The following is a 21,050-nucleotide window of genomic DNA, read 5'->3' on the forward strand; positions in this document are numbered from 1 at the left end:
GCCTCGATGCCTTCCAGGAATGCGACACCGTCGGCATCACCCGCCCGATCGTCAAGCACAACTTCCTGGTCAAGGACGTGCGCGATCTGGCCATCACGATGAAGAAGGCGTTCTACATCGCGCGCACTGGCCGGCCCGGCCCGGTGGTGGTCGATGTGCCCAAGGACGTGTCGCTCAAGACGGCGCCTTTCCACTATCCGGCGCACATCGAGATGCGCTCCTATACGCCGGTCAAGAAGGGCCATAGCGGCCAAATCCGCAAGGCGGTGCAGTTGCTGCTTTCGGCCAAGCGGCCCTACATCTACACCGGTGGCGGCGTGATCCTGGGCAATGCCTCGGCTGAAGTGCGCCAACTGGTCGAGCTGCTCGGCTATCCCTGCACCAATACCTTGATGGGCCTGGGCGCTTTCCCGGCCACCGACCCGCGCTTCCTCGGCATGCTGGGCATGCACGGCACCTATGAAGCCAACATGACGATGCAGAACTGCGACGTTCTGCTGGCCGTGGGGGCGCGCTTCGACGACCGCGTGATCGGCAATCCCAAGCACTTCGCCTCGGTGGAACGCAAGATCGTGCACATCGACATCGATCCGTCGAGCATTTCCAAGCGCGTGAAGGTCGACATTCCGATCGTCGGCGATGTGAAGGACGTGCTGCAGGAGCTCATCTCTCAGATCAAGGACGCGCAAGCCAAGCCCGATTCAGCGGCGCTGTCGAGCTGGTGGAAGCAGATCGCCGATTGGCGCGGCCGCGAGTGCCTGAAGTACAAGAACTCGGCCGATGTCATCAAGCCGCAGTTCGTGATCGAAAAGTTGTGGGAGCTCACGCGCGAGCGCGACACCTACATCACGTCCGACGTCGGCCAGCACCAGATGTGGGCGGCGCAGTACTACCGCTTCGACGAGCCGCGGCGCTGGATCAATTCCGGCGGCCTGGGGACGATGGGCGTCGGCCTGCCGTATGCGATGGGCATCAAGCTGGCCAAGCCCGACGCCGACGTGTTCTGCGTCACCGGCGAGGGCTCGATCCAGATGTGCATCCAGGAACTTTCGACCTGCCTGCAGTACAAGACGCCGGTCAAGATCCTGTCATTGAACAACCGCTATCTGGGCATGGTGCGGCAGTGGCAGCAGCTGGATTACGGCGGCCGTTACTCGCACAGCTACATGGACGCGTTGCCCGATTTCGTCAAGCTCGCGGAGGCCTATGGGCACGTCGGGCTGAAGATCGAGAAGCCGTCCGAGGTCGAGCCGGCGTTGCGCGAAGCCATCCGGCTCAAGGACCGCACCGTGTTCCTCGACGTGCGCACCGACCCGACGGAAAACGTCTGGCCGATGGTCAAGGCGGGGCAAGGCATCTCAGAGATGCTCCTGGGTTCCGAGGATCTGTAAGGGCCGGCGGCAAGAACCGCGCAACGGGCGCGAGGGCAGGGGGCTTGCCGGCCTCTTGTCAGGAGTGTCCGTAGCTCGGCGAATGCCTCGAGCCCGATCCACCGGACGATCTTTTATCAATCCATCGAAGCGCGTGGCCAAGGGCCGGCGGTTACCGCCGCCGGTCTGAAGAGCGCGAAGGACGATTTTCAAATGAAACACATCATTGCCCTGCTGCTCGAGAACGAGCCTGGCGCCCTGTCGAGAGTCGTCGCGCTGTTTTCCGCGCGCGGCTACAACATCGAGAGCCTCACCGTCGCCGTGACCGAGGACGCCTCGCTCTCGCGCATGACCATCACCACGCGAGGCAGCGACGAAGTGATCGAGCAGATCACCAAGCACCTCAACCGGCTCATCGAGGTGGTGAAGGTCGTCGATCTGACCGAGGGCCACTACACCGAGCGCGAGATGATGCTGATCAAGGTGCGCGCCGTGGGCAAGGAGCGCGACGAGATGAAACGCATGACCGACATCTTCCGCGGCCGCATCATCGACGTGACCGAGAAGACCTACACCATCGAGCTGACCGGCGACGCCGCCAAGCTCGACGCTTTCATCGAGGCGGTGGACCGCGCCGCCATTCTCGAGACCGTGCGCACCGGCTCCAGCGGCATCGGCCGCGGCGAGCGCATCCTGCGCGTCTGACGCCGGTCAACCCCATTTTTTTGCTTTTCGACAGGAGAACTCCATGAAGGTCTATTACGACAAGGACGCCGATCTGAGCCTCATCAAGGGCAAGAGCGTCACCATCATCGGCTACGGCTCGCAGGGCCACGCGCACGCGCTCAACCTCAGCGAGAGCGGCGTCAAGGTCACCGTCGGTCTGCGCAAGGGCGGCGCTTCGTGGAGCAAGGCCGAAAAGGCGGGCCTGAAGGTCGCCGAGGTGGGTGAGGCGGTCAAGGGCGCCGACGTCGTCATGATGCTGCTGCCCGACGAGCAGATCGGGGCCGTGTACACCGCCGAGGTGGCGCCCAACATCAAGCAGGGCGGCTCGCTGGCCTTCGCGCACGGCTTCAACGTTCATTACGGGCAGGTCATGCCGCGCGCCGACCTCGACGTGTGGATGGTCGCGCCCAAGGCGCCGGGCCACACGGTGCGCTCCACCTACAGCCAGGGTGGCGGCGTTCCGCACCTGATCGCGATCCACGCCGACAAGACCGGCCGGGCGCGCGACCTGGCGCTGAGCTATGCCACGGCCAACGGTGGCGGCAAGGCCGGGATCATCGAGACGAGCTTTCGCGAGGAGACCGAGACCGACCTGTTCGGCGAGCAGGCGGTGCTGTGCGGCGGCGCGGTCGAGCTGATCAAGGCCGGCTTCGAGACGCTGACCGAGGCGGGCTATGCGCCCGAGATGGCCTACTTCGAGTGCCTGCACGAACTCAAACTCATCGTGGACCTGATCTACGAAGGCGGCATCGCCAACATGAACTACTCGATCTCGAACAACGCCGAATACGGGGAGTACGTGACCGGGCCGAAGATCGTGACCGACGAGACCAAGGCCGCGATGCGCCAGGCGCTCAAGGACATCCAGACCGGCGAATACGCCAAGAGCTTCATCATCGAGAACCGGGCCGGCGCGCCGACGCTGCTGTCGCGTCGGCGGCTGACCGCCGAACACCCGATCGAAGTGGTTGGCGAACAACTGCGCGCGATGATGCCGTGGATCAAGAAGAACCGGCTGGTGGATCAGAGCAAGAACTGAGCTGCATCGGCCCTCTTTGAAAAGGCCGCGACGCCGCAAGGCGCGCGGCTATTTTTGCGTCGCAGCCGCATCAAAACCCTGCGTTATCCTTGTTGCCATGAACTATCCCCATCCGCTCCTCGCAAAGGAAGGCTGGCCCTTCATCGCGATCGCGTTCTTCGTCGCGGTGTTCGCCTCCTTCTTCCTGGGTGGCCTGCTGGCCTTCCTGTGCTGGTTGGTGCTGGCTTTCGTGGTCCAGTTCTTCCGCGATCCGCCGCGCGTCGTGCCCACGGAGAAGAACGTGGTGCTCTCGCCTGCCGATGGCCGCGTCGTCAAGATCGAGGCGGTGCGCGATCCCTACGCCGATCGCGATGCAATTGTCATCAGCGTGTTCATGAACGTGTTCAACGTTCACAGCAATCGCTCGGGTGTCGATGGCACGGTGCGGGAGGTGCAGTATTTCCCGGGCAAGTTCGTGAATGCGGACCTCGACAAGGCCTCCACCGAGAACGAGCGCAACGCGGTGGTGATCGACGTTGGCGGACACACCGTCACGCTGGTGCAGGTGGCTGGCCTCATTGCCCGGCGCATCCTGTGCTATGTGCAGCCGGGTGACACGGTGGCGCGCGGACAGCGCTACGGCTTCATTCGCTTCGGTTCTCGCGTCGACGTGTACCTGCCAGCCGATGCGACGCCGCACGTCGCGCCCGGCGACAAGGTCTCGGCCACCTCGACCATCCTGGCTTCCTTGCCGGGCGCGTGAGGCCGCCCATGCAAGGCGGCCCGTCCGAGGACGCGCAGATCGATCCCGACGACCTGGACGACGCGCCGCGCCGTCCGCGCCGCAAGGGCATCTACATCCTGCCCAATCTTTTCACGCTGGCGGGGCTGTTCGGCGGCTTCTACGCCATCGTCATGGCGATGAACGACCGCTACGATCAGGCCGCGATCGGCGTGTTCTGCGCGATGGTGCTCGACAGCCTGGACGGCCGCGTCGCCCGCATGACCAACACCCAGAGCGCCTTCGGCGAGCAGATGGATTCGCTGGCCGACATGGTCAGTTTCGGCGCCGCGCCGGCGTTGATCATGTACGAGTGGGCGCTGCGCGGCCTGGGCAAGCTGGGCTGGGTCGCGGCCTTCGTCTATTGCGCCGGTGCGGCCTTGCGGCTGGCGCGCTTCAACACCAACATCGGTGTGGTCGACAAGCGCTTCTTCCAGGGACTGCCCAGCCCTGCGGCGGCGGCGATGGTTGTCGGCTTCATCTGGCTGATGGACGACTCGGGCTTCCAGGACGCCGGGCAGATCGAGTGGCTGTCCTGGGTCGCCTTTGCCTTCACGCTGTATGCCGGGTTGACCATGGTGACCAACGTGCCGTTCTACAGCTTCAAGGACGTGAGTTTCAAACGCTCGGTGCCCTTCATCGTGATCGTGGCCATCGCCCTGGCCATCGCCATCATCAACCTGCATCCCCCGCTGGTGCTGTTCGCACTGTTCGTCGTGTACGGGCTTTCGGGTTACGCCGTCTATGGCTGGCGCAAGACCAAGGGGCGCCCGGTCAGCGTCATCGCCACCTCGATGGACGAGCCCGACGAGGAAGGTCTGCATCGCTGATGCGTCGGTACGCGCAAGCACGCGCTTCACAGCAGTGCTATATTGAATGTTCATGTTTGCCGTCACCGCCCCGCTGCTGCTTCTAGGAGTGCCCCGCGCGCGCTGACTGCACACGTCTGTTCGTCCCTGCACCACGGCCCGCGCGCATCTCGCAAGCGGGCCGTTTTGTTTGGGTGTCTCAATCTCGCGTTCATCCGATGGAGTGATCCCATGGCCGACAAACTCATCATCTTCGACACCACCTTGCGCGACGGCGAGCAATCGCCCGGCGCCTCGATGACCCGGGACGAGAAGCTGCGCATCGCGCGCCAGTTGGAGCGACTGCGGGTCGATGTCATCGAGGCCGGCTTCGCCGCGTCGAGCAACGGCGACTTCGAGGCGGTCAAGGCAATCGCCGAAGCGATCAAGGAGTCGACCGTGTGTTCGCTGGCACGTGCCAACGACCGCGACATCTCTCGTGCAGCCGAAGCGCTGAAAGGCGCGACACGCGCGCGCATCCACACCTTCATCGCAACCAGCGAGTTGCACATGGAGAAGAAGCTGCGCATGACGCGTGAGCAGGTGCTCGAGCAGGCGAAGCTTTCCATTCGCTTCGCACGCAACCTGTGCGAGGACGTCGAGTTCTCGCCCGAGGACGGTTACCGCTCCGATCCGGACTTCCTGTGCCGTGTGCTCGAGGCAGTCATCAAGGAAGGTGCGACCACGCTGAACATTCCCGACACCGTCGGCTATGCCATCCCCGAGCTCTACGGCAACTTCATCAGGGATTTGCGCGAGCGGGTACCGAATTCCGACAAGGCGATCTGGTCGGTGCACTGCCACAACGACCTCGGCATGGCGGTGGCCAATTCGCTGGCCGGCGTGAAGATCGGCGGTGCGCGGCAAGTCGAATGCACCATCAACGGCCTGGGCGAGCGTGCCGGCAACTGCTCGCTCGAGGAGGTGGTGATGGCGGTGCGCACGCGGCGCGACCACTTCGGCCTGGAGGTAGGCATCGACACCACGCAGATCGTGCCGGCCTCGCGCCTGGTCTCGCAGACCACCGGCTTCATCGTGCAGCCGAACAAGGCCGTGGTCGGCGCCAACGCTTTTGCGCATGCGTCCGGCATTCATCAGGACGGCGTACTCAAGGCGCGCGACACCTACGAGATCATGCGCGCCGAGGACGTGGGCTGGAGCGCCAACAAGATCGTGCTCGGCAAGCTCAGCGGCCGCAACGCCTTCAAGCAGCGTCTGCAGGATCTCGGCATCGCGCTCGACAGCGAAACCGACGTCAACGCCGCCTTCGCGCGCTTCAAGGATTTGGCCGACCGCAAGAGCGATATCTTCGACGAAGACATCATCGCGTTGGTCGGCGACGAGAGTGTCACGCATGAACGGGAACATTTCCGTTTGCTCTCGCTGGCCCAGCGTTCCGAAACCGGCGAGCGGCCGCATGCTCAGGTGGCCTTTGCCATGGGCGAGGCTGAACATCGAGCCGAAAGCGACGGCAACGGGCCGGTCGACGCGAGCTTGAAGGCGATCGAGTCCAAGGTGCAAAGCGGGGCGGAAATGCTGCTCTATTCGGTCAATGCCATTACCAGCGGCTCGACAGAATCTCAAGGCGAGGTGACGGTGCGTTTGCAACACGGTGGGCGGGTGGTCAACGGCGTAGGCGCCGATCCGGACATCGTGGTGGCTTCAGTCAAGGCCTACCTCGCTGCATTGAACAAGCTGCACAGCAAGACAGAGCGCGTCGCGGCCCAGGGGTGACAATTACTTCACTCTTCAGGTCCGCATGAGAAAGAGCGCGTAAGTTTTTGATCTTGCGTGCTTTTTTTCTTTCACCTAGACTGCGCCAAGGGGCGTGGACAGGGAGCGGATGGTGTTGAAAGTTCTGGCTGGGCGGAGTTGGCGATGTGTGCTGGGCGGCCTTGTCGCCATGATCGCGATAACGCTGAGCATGGGCGCGAGTGCCGCCGGCGAGCGGCGCGAAGCCGCAAGCAAGACCTCGAGCGCGAAGGCCAAACCCGCGGCCAAGTCGAAGGCCACCGCGGCTACCAAGCGCAAGGCGCGCCATGCGCGCATCGCACGGCGCAAAGCAGTCGCCGCCGTGGCCCGGCCTTCCTTCGGGGAGCTTTCGGGCTTGCGCCTGACCGACGATCCGCTCGAACTCCATTCCAGCGTGGCGCTGGTCATGGATCAGGACACGCTGGAAATACTGGTCGACAAGAACGCACAGGTCGTACTGCCGATCGCCTCGCTCACGAAGCTGATGACTTCGATCGTCGTCATCGAGGCCGAGCAGCCGCTCGACGAAGTGCTCACGGTCACGCAGGCCGACGTCGATACCGAAAAAAGGAGCGGCTCGAGGCTGGCGGTGGGCACCGAGCTCTCCCGCGGAGAGATGCTGCACCTGGCGCTGATGTCCTCCGAGAACCGTGCGGCGCATGCGCTCGGACGCCATTACCCGGGCGGCCTCGACGCGTTCGTCGAGGCGATGAACGCCAGGGCGCAACTGCTGGGCATGTCGGGCAGCCGTTTCGTCGAGCCGACCGGCCTGTCGAGCCGCAACCAGTCGAGCGCGAATGATCTGGCGCTGCTCGTCAACGCGGCCTATCAGCACCCGCTCATTCGGGAACTGTCCATTTCGCAAGAGCACGCGGTGGCGGTCGGCCGGCGCACGCTGCAGTACCGCAACACCAACCGATTGGTTCGCAACCCCGAATGGGAAATCGGCCTGCAGAAAACCGGCTATATCTCCGAGGCCGGGCGCTGCCTGGTGATGCAAGCAGAGCTGGCGGGCCGCAAGCTGATCATGGTGTTCCTCGATTCCGCGGGCACTTACTCGCGCCTCGGAGACGCCGAACGTGTGCGCCGCTGGATAGAAGCCTTACCGGATGGCATTGCGCCGACGCAGTTGGCGGATGCGCCCAAGCTCCCTTCCTGAGCGATCGGCAACGGGGCGCCGCGGTGGTTACGGCTGGCTCGACGAAAAAAAAGCCCGGCATGCCGGGCTTTTCCACATCGGCCGTACGCTCATGCGCGGTGGCCAAGGGCGGTCGATATATGTGTCGCGGTAGCCTGAAGCCGTTCCATCCAGCTCTCTTCCAGCCGATCGGCCGGCGCCGAAATCGACAGGCCGGCGATCAGCTTGCCCTGGTCGTCGAAGATGCCCGCCGCCATGCACCGCACGCCGAGTTCGAGTTCTTCGTTGTCGCGCGCGCTGCCGTACTGCAGCACCTTGGCCAGTTCACGCTCGAGCACCGGCAGATCGGTGATGCTGTTGCGGGTGTGCCCGGCCAAGCCGGTGCGTGCCGCGTAAGCGCGAACACGGGGCGCATCGTCGTGGGCGAGGAAGAGCTTGCCCACCGACGTGAGGTGCAGCGGCGCGCGGCCGCCGACCGCTCGCACCACCTGCATGCCCGAGCGCTCGCTGTAGGTTCGCTCGATGTAGACGATCTCGTCGCCCTGGCGCATCGAGAGGTTGACCGGTTGATGAGTCAGCTTGTGCAGCTCGCGCATCGGCGCCAGCGCAGCGTCTCGCACGTCGAGCCGCGCCTTGACCAGATTGCCGAGTTCGAGCAGGCGCATGCCGAGCCGGTAGCTGCCGGCTTCGGGCCGGTCGACATAACGGCCGATGGCCAGGTCGTTGAGGATGCGATGGGCGGTGGAGGGGTGAAGTCCCGTCTGCTCGCTGATCAGCTTGAGCGACACCGGATCAGGATGCGCGGCCAGCACATTGAGCAGCGAGAACATGCGCCCCATCACCTGAATGGTGGGCGTCTGGTTCTCATTGCGTTTCATGCTCAGGATTGTCGCTCAGCGGTTTAAAGTTTTGTATGGTGAAAATCCTTGGTCCGTGCCGCCGAAACCCCCATGAAGCGCGAACGAAGCACGGCGGCCCAGGGGGGCAGGATTGCACTTGCGGCTGGTTCACACCGGCATTGCCAGCCGCATGAAAAACGCTCGGCGAATGGTCGGAACGGTCGGCCTGTGCCTGAGCATGGGGCTCCAAACCTGGCTCGCGCACGGCACAGAGGAGGGCGCCTTCGGCGCCGGGCTCGGCTCCGTGGTCCGTCCCTGAGACAAGTTCTCTGCCTGGTCTGGTGGCGCCACGCGATCGCGGAAGACTCCGGGCAAGCGAGCTGGGTCTGGTGATCAACATCGCCGATTCGTACTCCGTGCAGGTGGGCGAGTTTTATGCGCAGGCACGCAGGCTCGCGCCGGCGCAGGTGCTGCGCGTGGTGTTGCCGGTTCGGCGCGCTCTCGATGCGGCGGAGTTCGAATCGCTCGCTGCGCAGATCGATGCACATTTCGGCGAAGACATCCAGGCGCTGGCCCTGGCCTGGAATCAGCCCTACGCGGTCGGCTGCCAGTCGATCACCGGCGCGCTGGCGCTCGGCCTGGACGCCGGCCTGTGCGAGCGCAGTTGCGCGCCGACAGAAGCTTCGCCTTACTTCAACTCGGCTTCCCTTCGGCCCTGGGGCGAACTGCGCATGCGTCCGTCGATGCTGCTGGCGGCGGCCGACGTGCGAGGCGCGCGGGCACTCATCGAACGCGGCATAGCGGCCGATGGCAGCCTCGGTTGGCGCGGGGCGCCGCCGGTGCAGGCACATTTCGTGTTCACCGGCGATGCGTTGCGCTCGGTGCGCTCGCGCCTGTATCCGCCGCCGGCTTTCCTGCGTCGTTTCGGGGTCGACGTGAGGGTGGGGTCGGACGACGCTGCGCAAAGACCCGGCCGGGTGCTGCTTTACCTCACCGGACTGGCACAGGTGTCGGATCTCGACCGTCTGGAGTTCGTGCCCGGCGCCCTGGCCGACCACATGACGTCTTTCGGCGGCCAGCTCGACGGCAGCAGCACTCAGACGAGCGCCCGGGCCTGGCTCGATGCGGGCGCGACCGCCAGCTACGGAACGGTGAGCGAGCCCTGCAATCACGTGCAGAAATTTCCGCATCCCCAGGTCCTGCTGCGGCACTACCTGCAGGGCAGTACGGCACTTGAGGCTTACTGGAGGAGCGTGGCTTGGCCGTCGCAGGGGGTCTTCATCGGCGAGCCGCTCGCCGCACCGTTCGCCCGGCCGTAGCGCACTGATACGCTTCGAGCCTCCGGTGTCCCGGGGCGTCTACCCATGCTGTTGCTGCTCTCGCCCGCCAAGACCCTCGACTACGACCGCGCCGCGCCCGTGGAGGCGTCCGGCCGACCGCACTTCGCCGGCCGTGCGGCTGAGTTGATCGATGTGCTGCGCCAGCGCTCGCCGGCCGAGATCGCCGATCTCATGCACCTGAGCGACAAACTGACTGAAGTCAATGTAGCGCGCTACGCCGCCTGGCGACCCCGCTTCACGGCGCGCAACAGCAAGCCGGCCCTGTTTGCCTTCAACGGCGACGTTTATGAAGGCCTCGGTGCCGGCGGCCTGGGCGCCGCCGACATCGCCTGGGCCCAGGAACACCTGGCCATCCTGAGCGGCCTGTACGGCGTGCTGCGCCCACTCGACAGCCTGCAGCCCTACCGTCTGGAAATGGGCACGCGCCTGGCGACGCCGCGGGGCGAGGACCTCTATGCGTACTGGGGCGACACGATCGCCCGGTATCTGAATCGTCGGCAGGCCGGGGAGCACGAGCCGATCGTCGTCAACCTGGCTTCCGAGGAGTACTTCAAGTCGGTCGATCGCAGGGCACTCCGTGCTCGAGTGGTGCAGTGTGTGTTTCAGGAATGGAAGGACGGCGTTTGGAGAATCATCTCTTTTCATGCCAAGCGTGCCCGCGGCCTGATGGCGCGACACGCGATCCTTGCGCGCGCCAGCACGCCCGGGGCGCTGGAGCGGTTTCGCCTCGAAGGCTATGCTTTCGATGCTGCCGCCAGCGAGCCGGACCGGCTGGTCTTCCGCCGCCGCAGCGCCTGAAGTCTCCTGCTGCGAGGACCGTCCGATGACACTTGCCGATCGCCAGACCATCACGCCGGCCTTGAGCCAGTGGATCATCGAACAGGCCCGGGCCGGCCACCGGCCCGAAACGGTGCTGGAAGCGATGAAAGCCAGCGGCTGGCGCGAAGATGTCGCGCTCGAAGCCCTGGAAACCGTATTGAGCAGTGCTGTGAAGCCGCCGGCGCAAGCATCGCTGTCGCCGTCGCCCAGCCGGGTGCCCGAACCCGCGCTCGGGGACTCGCCGGCCACGCTATGGGCGCACGACCGGGAGGTGCGAGTCGTGATGTCGCTGCGCGAGCCGCGGGTCGTGGTGTTTTCCGGTTTGCTCTCCGATGCGGAATGCGATGAGATGGTCGCCCTGGCCGGTGCCCGCCTGCAGCGCTCGCACACCGTAGACACCAGCACCGGTGACAGCGAGGTCAATGACGCACGCACCAGCGACGGCATGTTCTTCACGCGCGCCGAGCATCCGGTATGCACGCTGCTCGAGGCGCGCATCGCCGCCCTGCTGAGTTGGCCGGTCGAGAACGGCGAGGGCCTGCAAGTTCTGCGCTACCGGCCGGGCGCCGAATACAAGCCGCATTACGACTACTTCGATCCCGCGCAGACCGGCACGCCGAGCATCCTCAAGCGCGGCGGCCAGCGCGTGGCCACCATCCTCACCTACCTCAACACGCCCACGCGCGGCGGCGGCACCACCTTCCCCGACGTCAACCTCGAGATCGCGGCACAGAAGGGCTGTGCCGTTTTCTTCAGCTACGACCGGCCGCATCCCATGACGCGCAGCTTGCACGGCGGCGCGCCGGTTCACGAAGGCGAGAAATGGGTTGCCACCAAGTGGCTGCGTGTCGATCGATTCGACTGAGCGGGAGTGTTCCCGCCGTCGATGAATTCGTCCGCCAGTTCAACCACCCGCAGCCAGATTCGCTCGAGCCGCCGGCTACTGAAGGCTGTTCGCGTTCCCGCGTGTCGCTCAGCGGCCGCGGCCGCCGCTGCGGTGCCCGCCGGCATTGCCGCCACGCGGTCCTGCGGCCGCACCGCCGCTGCGGGAGCCGCCACGACCACCGCCCGGAGCACCGACCCGCGGGGCACCTGAACGCGGTGCGCCCGCACCACGCCCGCCGCCCGAGCGCCCGCCACCGCCGCCCAAGGTCTGCCGACCGATCTGGATCGGCTGCGCGACCGCATTCGGATCGGGCTCGTAGCCGGGGACGACCTCGCGCGGGATGCTGCGCTTGATCAGCCGCTCGATGTCGCGCAGGAAGGACTCCTCGTCCACACAGACCAGCGAAATCGCTTCGCCCTGCGCACCGGCGCGGCCGGTGCGGCCGATGCGGTGCACATAGTCCTCGGGCACGTTGGGCAGCTCGAAGTTGACGACGTGCGGGAGCTGGTCGATGTCAATGCCGCGTGCGGCGATGTCGGTGGCCACCAGCACTTGCAGATCGCCGGTCTTGAACTCGGCCAGCGCCTTCGTGCGCGCGGTCTGGCTCTTGTTGCCGTGGATCGCCATGGCGGTGATGCCCTGGTCGTTCAGGTAGTCGGTGAGCCGGTTGGCGCCATGCTTCATGCGGCAAAACACCAGCACCTGGTCCCAGTCCTGGCTCTTGATCAGGTGCGAGAGCAGTTCTTTCTTCTTGTCGCGGTCCACCGGGTGGAGCTTCTGCTCGATCAGCTCCACCGTGCTGTTGCGGCGCGCGACTTCGATGACCTGCGGCTGGTTGAGCAGCCGGTCGGCCAGCGTCTTGATCTCGTCGCTGAAGGTGGCGGAGAACAGCAGGCTCTGCTTGTGCTTGGGCACGATGGCCAGCACTTTCTTGATGTCGTGGATGAAGCCCATGTCGAGCATGCGATCGGCCTCGTCGAGCACGAAGATCTCGATCTTGCTGATGTCGAGCGTGCCTTGCTGGTGGTGGTCGAGCAGGCGGCCCGGCGTGGCCACGAGGATGTCGACACCGCGCCGCAGGCGATCGATTTGCGGCTGCATGCCGACGCCGCCGAACATGACCATCGAGGTGAGCTTGGCGTGCTTGCCGTAGATGCGCACGCTTTCCTCCACCTGGGCCGCGAGTTCGCGGGTCGGGGTGAGGATGAGTGCGCGCACCGGGCTCTTGCCCCTGGCGTCGCGCACGGCGGGCTTGGCCATCAGGCGGTGCAGCATCGGCAGCACGAATCCGGCGGTCTTGCCGGTGCCGGTCTGCGCGCCGGCGAGCAGGTCGCCGCCGAGCAGCACTGCGGGAATGGCCTGCTTCTGGATCGGGGTGGGTGTGTCGTAACCGGCTTCGGAAACGGCCTTGAGCAGGGGCTCGGCGAGCCCCAGTTCTTCAAATGACATGTGAGAGTGCGCCCGAACGGACGTTGGCATCAATCTGCGGCCACGTGCGGAGCACGCGCGCCAGTCACAGACTGATTGGAGAGAAGGGTCGGAATCGACTGCCGCGCTCGGGACTGGAACTGTGCGCAGCGACCGCGATTGTAAGCGGCGCAGCCGCTACGCTTAGGCCGCCGTGTGCGGCACTCGTCACGGCTCAGCGAGCCGGGGCGGCGCCTTCGCATCCACGCCGCTGAAGCCGTCGCGGTTGGGCAGGCGCACCTGGGGCAGCGTCTTCGCGTTCATCTCGTCGTGTTCGCCGATGACGCGGTTGGCGTAGAGAAGGTAGGCAGTCAGCGCGTAGACCTCGTCGGCACTCAGCGAGCCGGGTGAGGTCATCGGCTTGGCGCGGCGGACGAAGTCGAAGATCGTCGTGGCATGGGGCCAGTACAGGCCGATGGTCTTGTCGGGCCATTCGCTGGTCAGCGGCTCGCTGCCGCCGGCGACTTCCTCGGCGCTGGCACCGCGCCCGCCCTCGCCATGGCAGACCACGCATTGGGCCTGGAAGAGCGCGCGGCCCTGAACGGCGTTGCCGCGGCCGGGCGGCAGGCCGCGGCCGTCGGGAAATACGTTCAGGTCGAAGCGGGCCGCCGCGGCCGCCTCGATGGGTTGCCCCAGTCGGGGCGCGGCGGTTTCATTGCCGCCATCGCCGCCCGCCAGCGCCGCGCCAGCGGCAAGACCGCACAACAACGCCACCGCCGTTTCAGGCATAAACATGCGTGAGCGCCCCTTCTGCATCGACCGCCCAGGCAACGATGGCGTTGTAGTGAAAGTAGCCGTTCAGGCCGCGCTCCTGGACCAGCATCTCGCGCTCGGGCTGCACATAGCCGGTCTCGTCGGTGGCGCGGCTCTTGAGCACCGCTGGCTTGCCGTCCCAGCGCCACGCTGCACGGAAGCGCGTGAAGCAGCGGGGCAGTACCGGATCCTGCAGCGCGGCGGTGGCCCAACTGCTGCTGCCGTCGACGGATACCTCGACCTTGCGGATGCGGCCATGGCCGCTCCAGGCCAGGCCGCGTATCTCGTAGACGTTCGGGCCGTGCATCCGCAGCCCCGGTGAGGGCGAGGTGATCAGCGATTTGGCCTCCATCACGAAAGTGAACTGACGCGCGTGGCCGTCGGGCTGGAGCTCGGTGTACTTGGCCGTCTCGTTGCGCGCCATGACCGGCTCGGCGCTCAGGTGCAGGCGGCGCAGCCACTTGACGTTCAGCACGCCTTCCCAGCCAGGCACTACCAGCCGCAGCGGATAACCGTGCTCGGGGCGGATGGGCTCCCCGTTCTGATACAGCGCGACCAGCGCGTCGTCCATCAGCTTGGCCAATGGCAGGCTGACATTCATTGCAAAGGCGTCGCCGCCTTCGGCGATGGCCCAGGCTGCTTTCGGGTCGAGCCCGGCTTCGTTCAGCAGCACCGAGACCGGTACGCCGGTCCACTCGTTGCACGACACCAGCCCGTGGAAACCGCCGACCGAGCGCTGGATCGGCTCCGGGTGCCAGCCGGCATTGCTGTTGCCGCCGCACTCGATGAAGCCGAGGTGCGAGCGCATCGGATAGCGCTCGAGGTCGGCCACGGCGAACTGCAGCGGCTGCTTCACCAGGCCGTGGATCAAGAGGCGGTGCTGTTTCGGATCGATTTGCGGCACGCCGTTGTGGTGGCGCTCGAAGTGCAGTCCGCTGGGCGTGATCATGCCCTCCAGGTCTTCGAGCGGTGTCCACGAAACGCCGTTGCCGGGCAGCAAGCGGTTGCCGGCGATGGTGCGCATGAGGGCAGCTTCGTGCTTCGAAGGCTGGCCATAGCTTGTGAAAGGCTGCCCGGGAGTCCGCATCCACGGCGGGCGAGATTCGCCGGTGTCGGTGCCGGTCTGCGCCGCGGCGGTGCCGGCTGCGGTGGCCGAGGCGAGCACCAGTCCTCGATGAAGCAGGGCCCGCCGGTGCAGCAAGCCGCCGCCGGCAACCGGCTGCGGCTCTCCGCCGTCCGCGTCAGCGGACGGCGCTTTCGGCATATTGCCTGGCGTTGACGTCGATCGCGGCCGTGAAGCGGCGATCCTTGGTGTCGACGATTTCCGCCTTGAGCTCACCACCGGCAGCGGTGGGCACGAAGTGAAACCGCAGGCTCGGGTTCTCGCTGATCGTGAAATCGACATCGGCCGTGAGCACCGGCTTGCCGGCGTAGCTGATGGCGATGCTGCGCACGAAGTAGGGCGCCGGTGCCAGCCGGGTGAGCTGGTCGATGGCCAGACCCGAAGTCTGCGGATGGCTGACCATCAATTGCGCCAGCGCCGGCTCGCCGGGCTTCACGGGGCCCTCGACCCGCAGCTTGGTCTTGCCCAGGTTCGCCAGCGCCGCCTCGGCGTCCTTGCCGGCCGGCGCCGAGCAGCCGCCGGAGGCCTTCACGAAGCGGGTGTGCATGTGCAGGCTGCCGTCGTTCAGTTCGGCGATCGCCCGGGCGTGGGTGTATTCCTCGACCCGCACCCGTGTCTCGATGTCGGCGAGGCCGCTCCCCGGCGTGAGAGTGAAGGCCACGCCGACCGGTGAGGGGTTCTTGTCGATCACGAGCCACAACTTTCTGATGTAACGCTCGGGCGTTTGCGGCAGCTTGGCACGGATCGCCATGGGCACCACGGCCGCATCTGCGGCACGGATCGGCGCTTCCAGTTCAACGATATCGGTGGCGTTCTGGGCGATCGGGCGGTCAGCGAACAGCGATTTGCGGATGGATTGCCACCGCTCGTTGTCGGCGCCATCGTCGGCCGCCAGGGCCGGGGCGCCAAGGCTGACCGTGAAGAAAGCGGTCAAGAGCATGCGGGTGAGCAACAACATGGGATATCTCCGTTGGCGCCGGCAACTTCACCGGTGAGGCGCGTTCGCAGCGCGGGACACGCGCGCCGCAGCTAGCCGCAGCCGAATAGTGCGCTCTTCGCGCAGCCTTGTCATGGACTGGGTCGCTCGGGCCGGGCCAGGCCTTACAGGGTGGCTTACGCAGGCGCCGAACGAGCCCGCCTCAGCACCGGCCATGGGGCGTCGGCGACAATCGCGGGTTGTCGCGGCGGTGCCGCGTCCCGAAAACTTAAACGCACACCATGGCCCAATACGTCTACACGATGAACCGCGTCAGCAAGACGGTTCCTCCCAAGCGCCAGATCCTCAAGGACGTTTCGCTCAGCTTCTTCCCTGGCGCCAAGATCGGTGTGTTGGGCCTGAACGGTTCGGGCAAATCGACCCTGCTCAGGATCATGGCCGGCCTGGACAACGAAATCGACGGCGAAGCCACGGCGATGCCTGGCATCAAGATCGGCTATTTGCCGCAGGAGCCGCAGCTCGATCCCGGGCAGACCGTGCGCGAGGCGGTCGAGCAGGGCATCGGTGGCGTGCTGGCTGCCAAGAAGCGGCTCGACGAGGTGTATGCCGAGTACGCCGACCCGGATGCGGATTTCGACAAGCTGGCCGCCGAGCAGGCCGATCTGGAAGCGCAAATCGCCGCCGCCGGCAGCGAGAACACCGACCTGCAGCTCGAGATCGCCGCCGACGCGCTGCGCCTGCCGCCCTGGGACGCCGTGATCGGGCAGCTCTCCGGCGGCGAGAAACGCCGTGTGGCGCTGTGCCGGCTGCTGCTGTCGCAGCCCGACATGCTGCTGCTCGATGAGCCGACCAACCACCTGGACGCCGAATCGGTCGACTGGCTGGAGCAGTTCCTCAAGCGCTTCCCCGGCACCGTGGTCGGCATCACCCACGACCGCTACTTCCTCGACAACGCGGCCGAGTGGATCCTGGAGCTCGACCGCGGCCGCGGCATTCCCTGGAAGGGCAACTACTCCGACTGGCTGGAGCAAAAGGAAGCCCGCCTCGAGCAGGAGCAGAAGTCCGAGGACGCTCACACCCGGGCGATGAAGCAGGAGCTCGAGTGGGTGCGCAAGAACGCCAAAGGCCGCCAGGCCAAGAGCAAGGCGCGCCTGGCCCGCTTCGAGGAGCTGTCGGACGTCGAGTACCAGAAGCGCAACGAGACGAACGAGATGTTCATCCCGGTGGCCGAGCGCCTGGGCAACGAGGTGATCGAATTCGAGAACGTCACCAAGAGTTTCGGCGACCGCGTGCTGATCGACAACCTCAGCTTCAAGGTGCCGGCGGGCGCCATCGTCGGCATCATCGGCCCCAACGGTGCCGGCAAGTCGACGCTGTTCCGAATGATCGCGGGCAAGGAAAAGGCGGACAGCGGCACGGTCAAGATCGGCTCGACTGTCAAGATGGCTTTCGTCGAGCAGACCCGCGAAGCGCTGGAGGGCGACAAGACCGTGTGGCAGGACATGTCGGGCGGTCTGGACAACATCGTCATCGGCAAGTTCGTGATGCCCTCGCGGGCATATCTCGGCCGCTTCAACTTCAAGGGCAACGACCAGCAAAAGCTGGTCGGCAACCTTTCCGGCGGCGAGCGCGGTCGGCTCCATCTGGCCAAGACGCTGGCCACCGGCGGCAACGTGCTCATGCTCGACGAGCCGTCCAACGACCTCGACGTCGAAACCCTGCGCGCCCTGGAGGACGCGCTGCTCGAGTTCGCGGGCAGCGTGATGGTGATCTCCCACGACCGCTGGTTCCTGGACCGCATCGCGACCCACATCCTGGCCTGCGAGGGCGACTCGAAGTGGGTCTTCTTCGACGGCAACTACCAGGAGTACGAGGCCGACAAGAAGAAGCGCCTCGGCGAAGAGGGCGCCAAACCCAGGCGCATCCGCTTCAAGGCCTTGACGATCTGAGGCGGGCCGACGCGAGCAGAGGCCTTGCCGGGCGCAGGGAAATGCGTGCGGATGCAGCGGTAGCCACGCGAATCTGGCCTATGCGTGCCGCCTCAAGACGCAGGCGTGACGGATGCACTCGTCGGCGACCGGGTGTGCCGACAAACTAGCGCTGCGGCCTTCAAGACGGGGAACCGTTCGGGGCGCGGGAGAGTCCCGATGCTGCTCTGCGGCATTTGGCTTCAGCATGGCGGCTGCTCCAGGGAGGGAGCACAGCGATTTTCACCGTTCGCTGTGTTCGGCTGTGGCCTTCGAAGCCCCGGCCCGCTGCATACCTGTGGTCGTCTCGATACCCACAACTCAGGACCAAAACCGTGACCGGTTCTTCTCCTCGCAGCGCACCCCGTTTTGTGCGCGCCCCAGGGCTTGCTTTCTTGCTCGGCGCGACCGCACTGTGGCTGTCAGGATGCGCCGTTTTGCTGCCCGCACCCACCGAGCCGCAGGCGCAGGCAGAGGCCGCCGCCCCGCCTTTGTCGGTGTCGGGAGCCGCGTCCGGCGCGGCGCTGACGGGTGTAAACGGCGCCGCCGCTGCGGCGCGCCTGAGCGAGCCGAACCGCGCGTCCGCCGCCAAGCCGCCGTCGCCCGGCCAACCGCCGGCGTTTGCCACCGTCATCAAGGACGCCCAGTACACCGACGGCCTCATCACCGTCTGGCGCAAGGACGAGAAGATCTGGTTCGAACTGGCTCCCGATGATCTGGGTCGGCTGCTCTTCCTGAGCCCCAAGTACGCCAGCGGCATCGGCGAGCGCGGCTTTTTCGGTGGCCTGATGGCAAGCACCTGGGGTCTTGCGATCGGGCAGCCGCAGGCGGTCGAATTTCGCCGCATCAACAATCAGATTCAGCTCGTGGCGCTCAACATGGCCTATGCCGCCAAGGTGGGCACGCCCGAGGCGCAGGCGGTCAAGAACGCCTATTCGCCCAGCCTGCTGGGCAGCGCGGTGGCCGCCAGCGAGGAGCATCCTGAACGCAAGTCGATCCTCGTGGATGCGGCGAGCCTGTTCGTCAGCGACTTGCCGGGCATTGCCCAGGCGCTGCAGCGCAGCTATCGCCAGAACTACTCCTTCGATGCCCGGCACTCGGCCATCCTCGATGTGCGCAGCGGCCCCGAGCAGATCGCCCTGGAGGTGCAGAACCACTACGCGACCTCGAGCATCTCGGTGCCGCAGCCCGGCAGCAGCGGCGCACGGCCTTCCGTGCCGAGCACGCTGCCCGACGTGCGCAGCCTGTTCATGACGATGCACTACTCGCTGACCGCGCTGCCTGCCGAGCCGATGCGCCCGCGCAAGGCCGATGCGCGGCTGGGTTACTTCACCAGCACGGTCGCCGACTTTTCCGACGACCTCTCCCGCAGCCCGAAGCAGCGTTTCGTGAACCGCTGGCGTCTGGAGAAGAAGGACAGCGAGGCCGAGTTGTCGGAGCCGGTCAAGCCGGTCACCTTCTGGCTCGACCGCAGCATCCCCGAACAGTACCGCGGCGCGGTCACCGAGGGCATCCTCGAGTGGAACAAGGCCTTCGAGCGCATCGGCTTCCAGGATGCGCTGCGCGTCGAAGTGCAGCCCGAAGGCGCCGAGTTCGACACGCTCGACACCGACCGTGCCTCGGTGCGGTGGATGACCAACGCCGGTGCCACCTTCGGCGCAATCGGCCCCAGCCATGTCGATCCGCGCAGCGGCGAGATTCTCGACGCCGACATCGCTTTCGAGAGCCTGTCTTCGCGCAGCATCCGCAACCTGCGCTCGCAAGTGCTCACGACTTCGAGCGCCGACTTCGCCGAGTTGCTGCAAAGCGGTATGGCGCCCGACTCGCTCAGCGGCGCGACCGGACTAGCCCACGACCCGCGCGCCTGCCTGCATGCCGACCATGCCGCGGAACAGATGGCCTACGCACTCGACGTGTTCGAGGCGCGGGGCGATCTCGACCCGGAAGGTCCCGAGGCAAAGGAATTCGTGCTGGCCTACCTCAAGGACGTGGCGATGCACGAAGTCGGCCACACGCTGGGCCTGCGCCATAACTTCCGTGCCTCGCGCATCTACAGCGATGCGCAGCTTTCCGATGCCGAGTTCACGCAAGAGCATGGGAACTCGGGCTCGGTGATGGAATACGCACCGGTCAACCTGCCGGCCCCGGGTGGGCTGGCGGGGGCACCGTTCCAGTCGACGCTGGGCCCGTACGACTACTGGGCCATCGAGTACGCCTACAAGCCGCTCGCCGCGGCGGAAGAAGCCGCCGGGCTGGCAAGGATCGCCTCGCGAAGCGCCGAGCCGCAGTTGGCCTACGGCACCGACGAAGACAACTTCCTCGGCATCGATCCGGAGGCCATCCAGTTCGACCTGGGCACCGACCCGCTGGCCTTTGCGAGCAAGCGCATTGAGATTGCCCGCGACCTGTTCGCGCGCCAGGAGTCGCGCGAACTCGAGGCCGACGAAAACTACGCGGTGCTGCGCCGCTCGGTCAGCTACGCCGTGCGCGACGTGGGCCGCGCCAGCGGCGTGCTGGCGCGCCAGATCGGCGGCGTGCGCACCTTGCGCGACCATCCCGGCAGCGGCCGCGACCCGCTGCAGCCGGTGAGCGCAGCGACGCAGCGTGCAGCGCTCGATGTTCTGGCGAGCGGTGTGCTGGCGCCCGACGCCTTTCGCTTGTCGCCTGAATTGCAGCGCCGCCTGGCCCCCGATTTCCTCGAACGCGAGGACGCGGTGTTCGCCAACGGATCGCCGGTGGCCACTGATTTCTCGTTGACGCAAACGGTGCTCGACCTGCAACGTGCGCTGCTCGCTCAGCTGATGAGCGACGGCGTGGCCGCCCGCATCCTCGACAGCGAACCGAAGGCCGAGAAGCCGGTCGACGCTTTCCATTTGTCCGAGCTCTACGAGCGCCTGACGCGCGAGGTGTGGTCCGAGCTGAGCGCAACGGGCGACATCCCCGCGCTGCGCCGCGAACTGCAGCGCGAGCACATCAACCGCGTCGCCGAACTTCTGCTGCGCCCGAGCGCTTACAGCCGTGCCGATGCGCGCAGCCTGACGCGCGCGCAGGCGCAGGTGCTGGTGGGTCGCATCGAGGTTGCGAGCAAACGTCGCGGTCTCAGCGCCGAAGCTCGGGCGCATTTAAAGGACAGCGCCGACACCCTGTCGCAGGCCCTGTCGGCCCGGTTGGAGCGGGCCGGCGTTTAAGAACACGCGGTCGTCGCGCTCCTCTACGCCGGTGCGGCGGACGGCGAGCGGCGGCCGGGGGCTCGAGGCGCGCCACCCGAAAGATTTGCTGCATCGTT

17 protein-coding genes are annotated in these 21,050 nt (G+C 66.1%); 12 read left to right on the plus strand and 5 right to left on the minus strand.

Going from position 1 to position 21,050, the window contains the following annotated elements; all coding sequences use genetic code 11:
• The 7 genes from ilvB to pbpG form a co-directional block, all read left to right on the plus strand.
• Positions 1 to 1,391 (plus strand): biosynthetic-type acetolactate synthase large subunit (ilvB, locus tag H0W40_RS12175; RefSeq protein ID WP_292446494.1); only part of this gene is annotated, 1,391 nt, incomplete at its 5' end.
• 192 nt (positions 1,392 to 1,583) lie between these two features.
• A complete protein-coding gene (gene ilvN, locus H0W40_RS12180) occupies positions 1,584 to 2,075 on the plus strand; it encodes an acetolactate synthase small subunit (protein WP_292446496.1) in 492 nt (163 codons plus the stop codon).
• A gap of 43 nt (positions 2,076 to 2,118) precedes the next feature.
• Positions 2,119 to 3,135 carry a ketol-acid reductoisomerase gene (ilvC, locus tag H0W40_RS12185; RefSeq protein ID WP_292446498.1) on the plus strand — a complete coding sequence of 339 codons (1,017 nt, stop codon included), beginning with the start codon at positions 2,119 to 2,121 and terminating at the stop codon, positions 3,133 to 3,135.
• Between the two features lie 97 nt (positions 3,136 to 3,232).
• Complete coding sequence (locus tag H0W40_RS12190) at positions 3,233 to 3,877, plus strand: phosphatidylserine decarboxylase (protein WP_292446500.1); 645 nt, start codon at positions 3,233 to 3,235, stop codon at positions 3,875 to 3,877.
• 8 nt (positions 3,878 to 3,885) lie between these two features.
• Entirely contained in the window at positions 3,886 to 4,725 is an 840-nt protein-coding gene (gene pssA / locus H0W40_RS12195; RefSeq protein WP_292446502.1) for a CDP-diacylglycerol--serine O-phosphatidyltransferase, read from the plus strand.
• A 210-nt stretch (positions 4,726 to 4,935) separates the two neighbouring features.
• The gene (locus H0W40_RS12200; protein ID WP_292446504.1) at positions 4,936 to 6,477 is read left to right on the plus strand and encodes a 2-isopropylmalate synthase; all 1,542 of its coding nucleotides are present in this window, start codon (positions 4,936 to 4,938) and stop codon (positions 6,475 to 6,477) included.
• A gap of 169 nt (positions 6,478 to 6,646) precedes the next feature.
• Entirely contained in the window at positions 6,647 to 7,654 is a 1,008-nt protein-coding gene (gene pbpG, locus H0W40_RS12205; RefSeq protein WP_292446506.1) for a D-alanyl-D-alanine endopeptidase, read from the plus strand.
• 89 nt (positions 7,655 to 7,743) lie between these two features.
• Here pbpG and H0W40_RS12210 read toward each other — a convergent pair whose 3' ends face one another.
• Complete coding sequence (locus tag H0W40_RS12210; RefSeq protein WP_292446508.1) at positions 7,744 to 8,511, minus strand: IclR family transcriptional regulator; 768 nt, start codon at positions 8,509 to 8,511, stop codon at positions 7,744 to 7,746.
• A 350-nt stretch (positions 8,512 to 8,861) separates the two neighbouring features.
• Between H0W40_RS12210 and H0W40_RS12215 the strand changes: the two genes are divergently transcribed.
• Genes H0W40_RS12215 through H0W40_RS12225 form a run of 3 tightly spaced genes read left to right on the plus strand, consistent with a single transcriptional unit; the run spans position 8,862 to position 11,496 of the window.
• Positions 8,862 to 9,791 carry a TIGR03790 family protein gene (locus H0W40_RS12215; protein ID WP_292446510.1) on the plus strand — a complete coding sequence of 310 codons (930 nt, stop codon included), beginning with the start codon at positions 8,862 to 8,864 and terminating at the stop codon, positions 9,789 to 9,791.
• 45 nt (positions 9,792 to 9,836) lie between these two features.
• On the plus strand, positions 9,837 to 10,610 hold the full coding sequence (gene yaaA / locus H0W40_RS12220) for a peroxide stress protein YaaA (RefSeq protein WP_292446511.1): 774 nt from the start codon (positions 9,837 to 9,839) through the stop codon (positions 10,608 to 10,610).
• Between the two features lie 25 nt (positions 10,611 to 10,635).
• A complete protein-coding gene (locus H0W40_RS12225) occupies positions 10,636 to 11,496 on the plus strand; it encodes a 2OG-Fe(II) oxygenase (RefSeq protein WP_292446513.1) in 861 nt (286 codons plus the stop codon).
• A gap of 108 nt (positions 11,497 to 11,604) precedes the next feature.
• Here H0W40_RS12225 and H0W40_RS12230 read toward each other — a convergent pair whose 3' ends face one another.
• The 4 genes from H0W40_RS12230 to H0W40_RS12245 all read right to left on the minus strand — a co-directional run bounded on the left by H0W40_RS12230 (position 11,605) and on the right by H0W40_RS12245 (position 15,818).
• Complete coding sequence (locus H0W40_RS12230) at positions 11,605 to 12,966, minus strand: DEAD/DEAH box helicase (RefSeq protein WP_292446515.1); 1,362 nt, start codon at positions 12,964 to 12,966, stop codon at positions 11,605 to 11,607.
• Between the two features lie 186 nt (positions 12,967 to 13,152).
• Positions 13,153 to 13,719 (minus strand): cytochrome c, encoded by a 567-nt coding sequence (locus H0W40_RS12235; RefSeq protein WP_292446517.1) that lies wholly within the window; start codon positions 13,717 to 13,719, stop codon positions 13,153 to 13,155.
• Positions 13,706 to 15,001 carry a sulfite dehydrogenase gene (gene soxC, locus H0W40_RS12240; protein ID WP_292446519.1) on the minus strand — a complete coding sequence of 432 codons (1,296 nt, stop codon included), beginning with the start codon at positions 14,999 to 15,001 and terminating at the stop codon, positions 13,706 to 13,708. Before soxC ends, H0W40_RS12235 begins: the two co-directional genes overlap by 14 nt.
• Complete coding sequence (locus tag H0W40_RS12245; protein WP_292446520.1) at positions 14,979 to 15,818, minus strand: quinoprotein dehydrogenase-associated SoxYZ-like carrier; 840 nt, start codon at positions 15,816 to 15,818, stop codon at positions 14,979 to 14,981. The genes soxC and H0W40_RS12245 overlap by 23 nt, the downstream gene beginning before the upstream one ends.
• 260 nt (positions 15,819 to 16,078) lie before the next feature.
• Here H0W40_RS12245 and ettA point away from each other — a divergent pair, with 260 nt between their 5' ends.
• Both ettA and H0W40_RS12255 read left to right on the plus strand, forming a co-directional pair.
• Entirely contained in the window at positions 16,079 to 17,746 is a 1,668-nt protein-coding gene (gene ettA, locus H0W40_RS12250) for an energy-dependent translational throttle protein EttA (RefSeq protein ID WP_292446522.1), read from the plus strand.
• Between the two features lie 455 nt (positions 17,747 to 18,201).
• Positions 18,202 to 20,952 (plus strand): zinc-dependent metalloprotease, encoded by a 2,751-nt coding sequence (locus tag H0W40_RS12255; protein WP_292446524.1) that lies wholly within the window; start codon positions 18,202 to 18,204, stop codon positions 20,950 to 20,952.
• The last annotated feature ends 98 nt before the right edge of the window (positions 20,953 to 21,050 follow it).

The organism is Methylibium sp. (assembly GCF_013817345.1).
Classification (GTDB): Bacteria; Pseudomonadota; Gammaproteobacteria; order Burkholderiales; family Burkholderiaceae_C; genus Methylibium.

Bases quoted from the DNA above. Each gene is read 5' to 3' on its own strand.
- H0W40_RS12190 (WP_292446500.1), top strand. From the start codon at position 3,233: ATGAACTATCCCCATCCGCTCCTCGCAAAGGAAGGCTGGCCCTTCATC.
- ettA (WP_292446522.1), top strand. From the start codon at position 16,079: ATGGCCCAATACGTCTACACGATGAACCGCGTCAGCAAGACGGTTCCT.
- pbpG (WP_292446506.1), top strand. From the start codon at position 6,647: ATGATCGCGATAACGCTGAGCATGGGCGCGAGTGCCGCCGGCGAGCGG.
- H0W40_RS12225 (WP_292446513.1), top strand. From the start codon at position 10,636: ATGACACTTGCCGATCGCCAGACCATCACGCCGGCCTTGAGCCAGTGG.
- ilvC (WP_292446498.1), top strand. From the start codon at position 2,119: ATGAAGGTCTATTACGACAAGGACGCCGATCTGAGCCTCATCAAGGGC.
- H0W40_RS12230 (WP_292446515.1), bottom strand. From the start codon at position 12,966: ATGTCATTTGAAGAACTGGGGCTCGCCGAGCCCCTGCTCAAGGCCGTT.
- H0W40_RS12210 (WP_292446508.1), bottom strand. From the start codon at position 8,511: ATGAAACGCAATGAGAACCAGACGCCCACCATTCAGGTGATGGGGCGC.
- pssA (WP_292446502.1), top strand. From the start codon at position 3,886: ATGCAAGGCGGCCCGTCCGAGGACGCGCAGATCGATCCCGACGACCTG.
- H0W40_RS12200 (WP_292446504.1), top strand. From the start codon at position 4,936: ATGGCCGACAAACTCATCATCTTCGACACCACCTTGCGCGACGGCGAG.
- H0W40_RS12235 (WP_292446517.1), bottom strand. From the start codon at position 13,719: ATGTTTATGCCTGAAACGGCGGTGGCGTTGTTGTGCGGTCTTGCCGCT.
- ilvN (WP_292446496.1), top strand. From the start codon at position 1,584: ATGAAACACATCATTGCCCTGCTGCTCGAGAACGAGCCTGGCGCCCTG.
- yaaA (WP_292446511.1), top strand. From the start codon at position 9,837: ATGCTGTTGCTGCTCTCGCCCGCCAAGACCCTCGACTACGACCGCGCC.
- H0W40_RS12245 (WP_292446520.1), bottom strand. From the start codon at position 15,818: ATGTTGTTGCTCACCCGCATGCTCTTGACCGCTTTCTTCACGGTCAGC.
- soxC (WP_292446519.1), bottom strand. From the start codon at position 15,001: ATGCCGAAAGCGCCGTCCGCTGACGCGGACGGCGGAGAGCCGCAGCCG.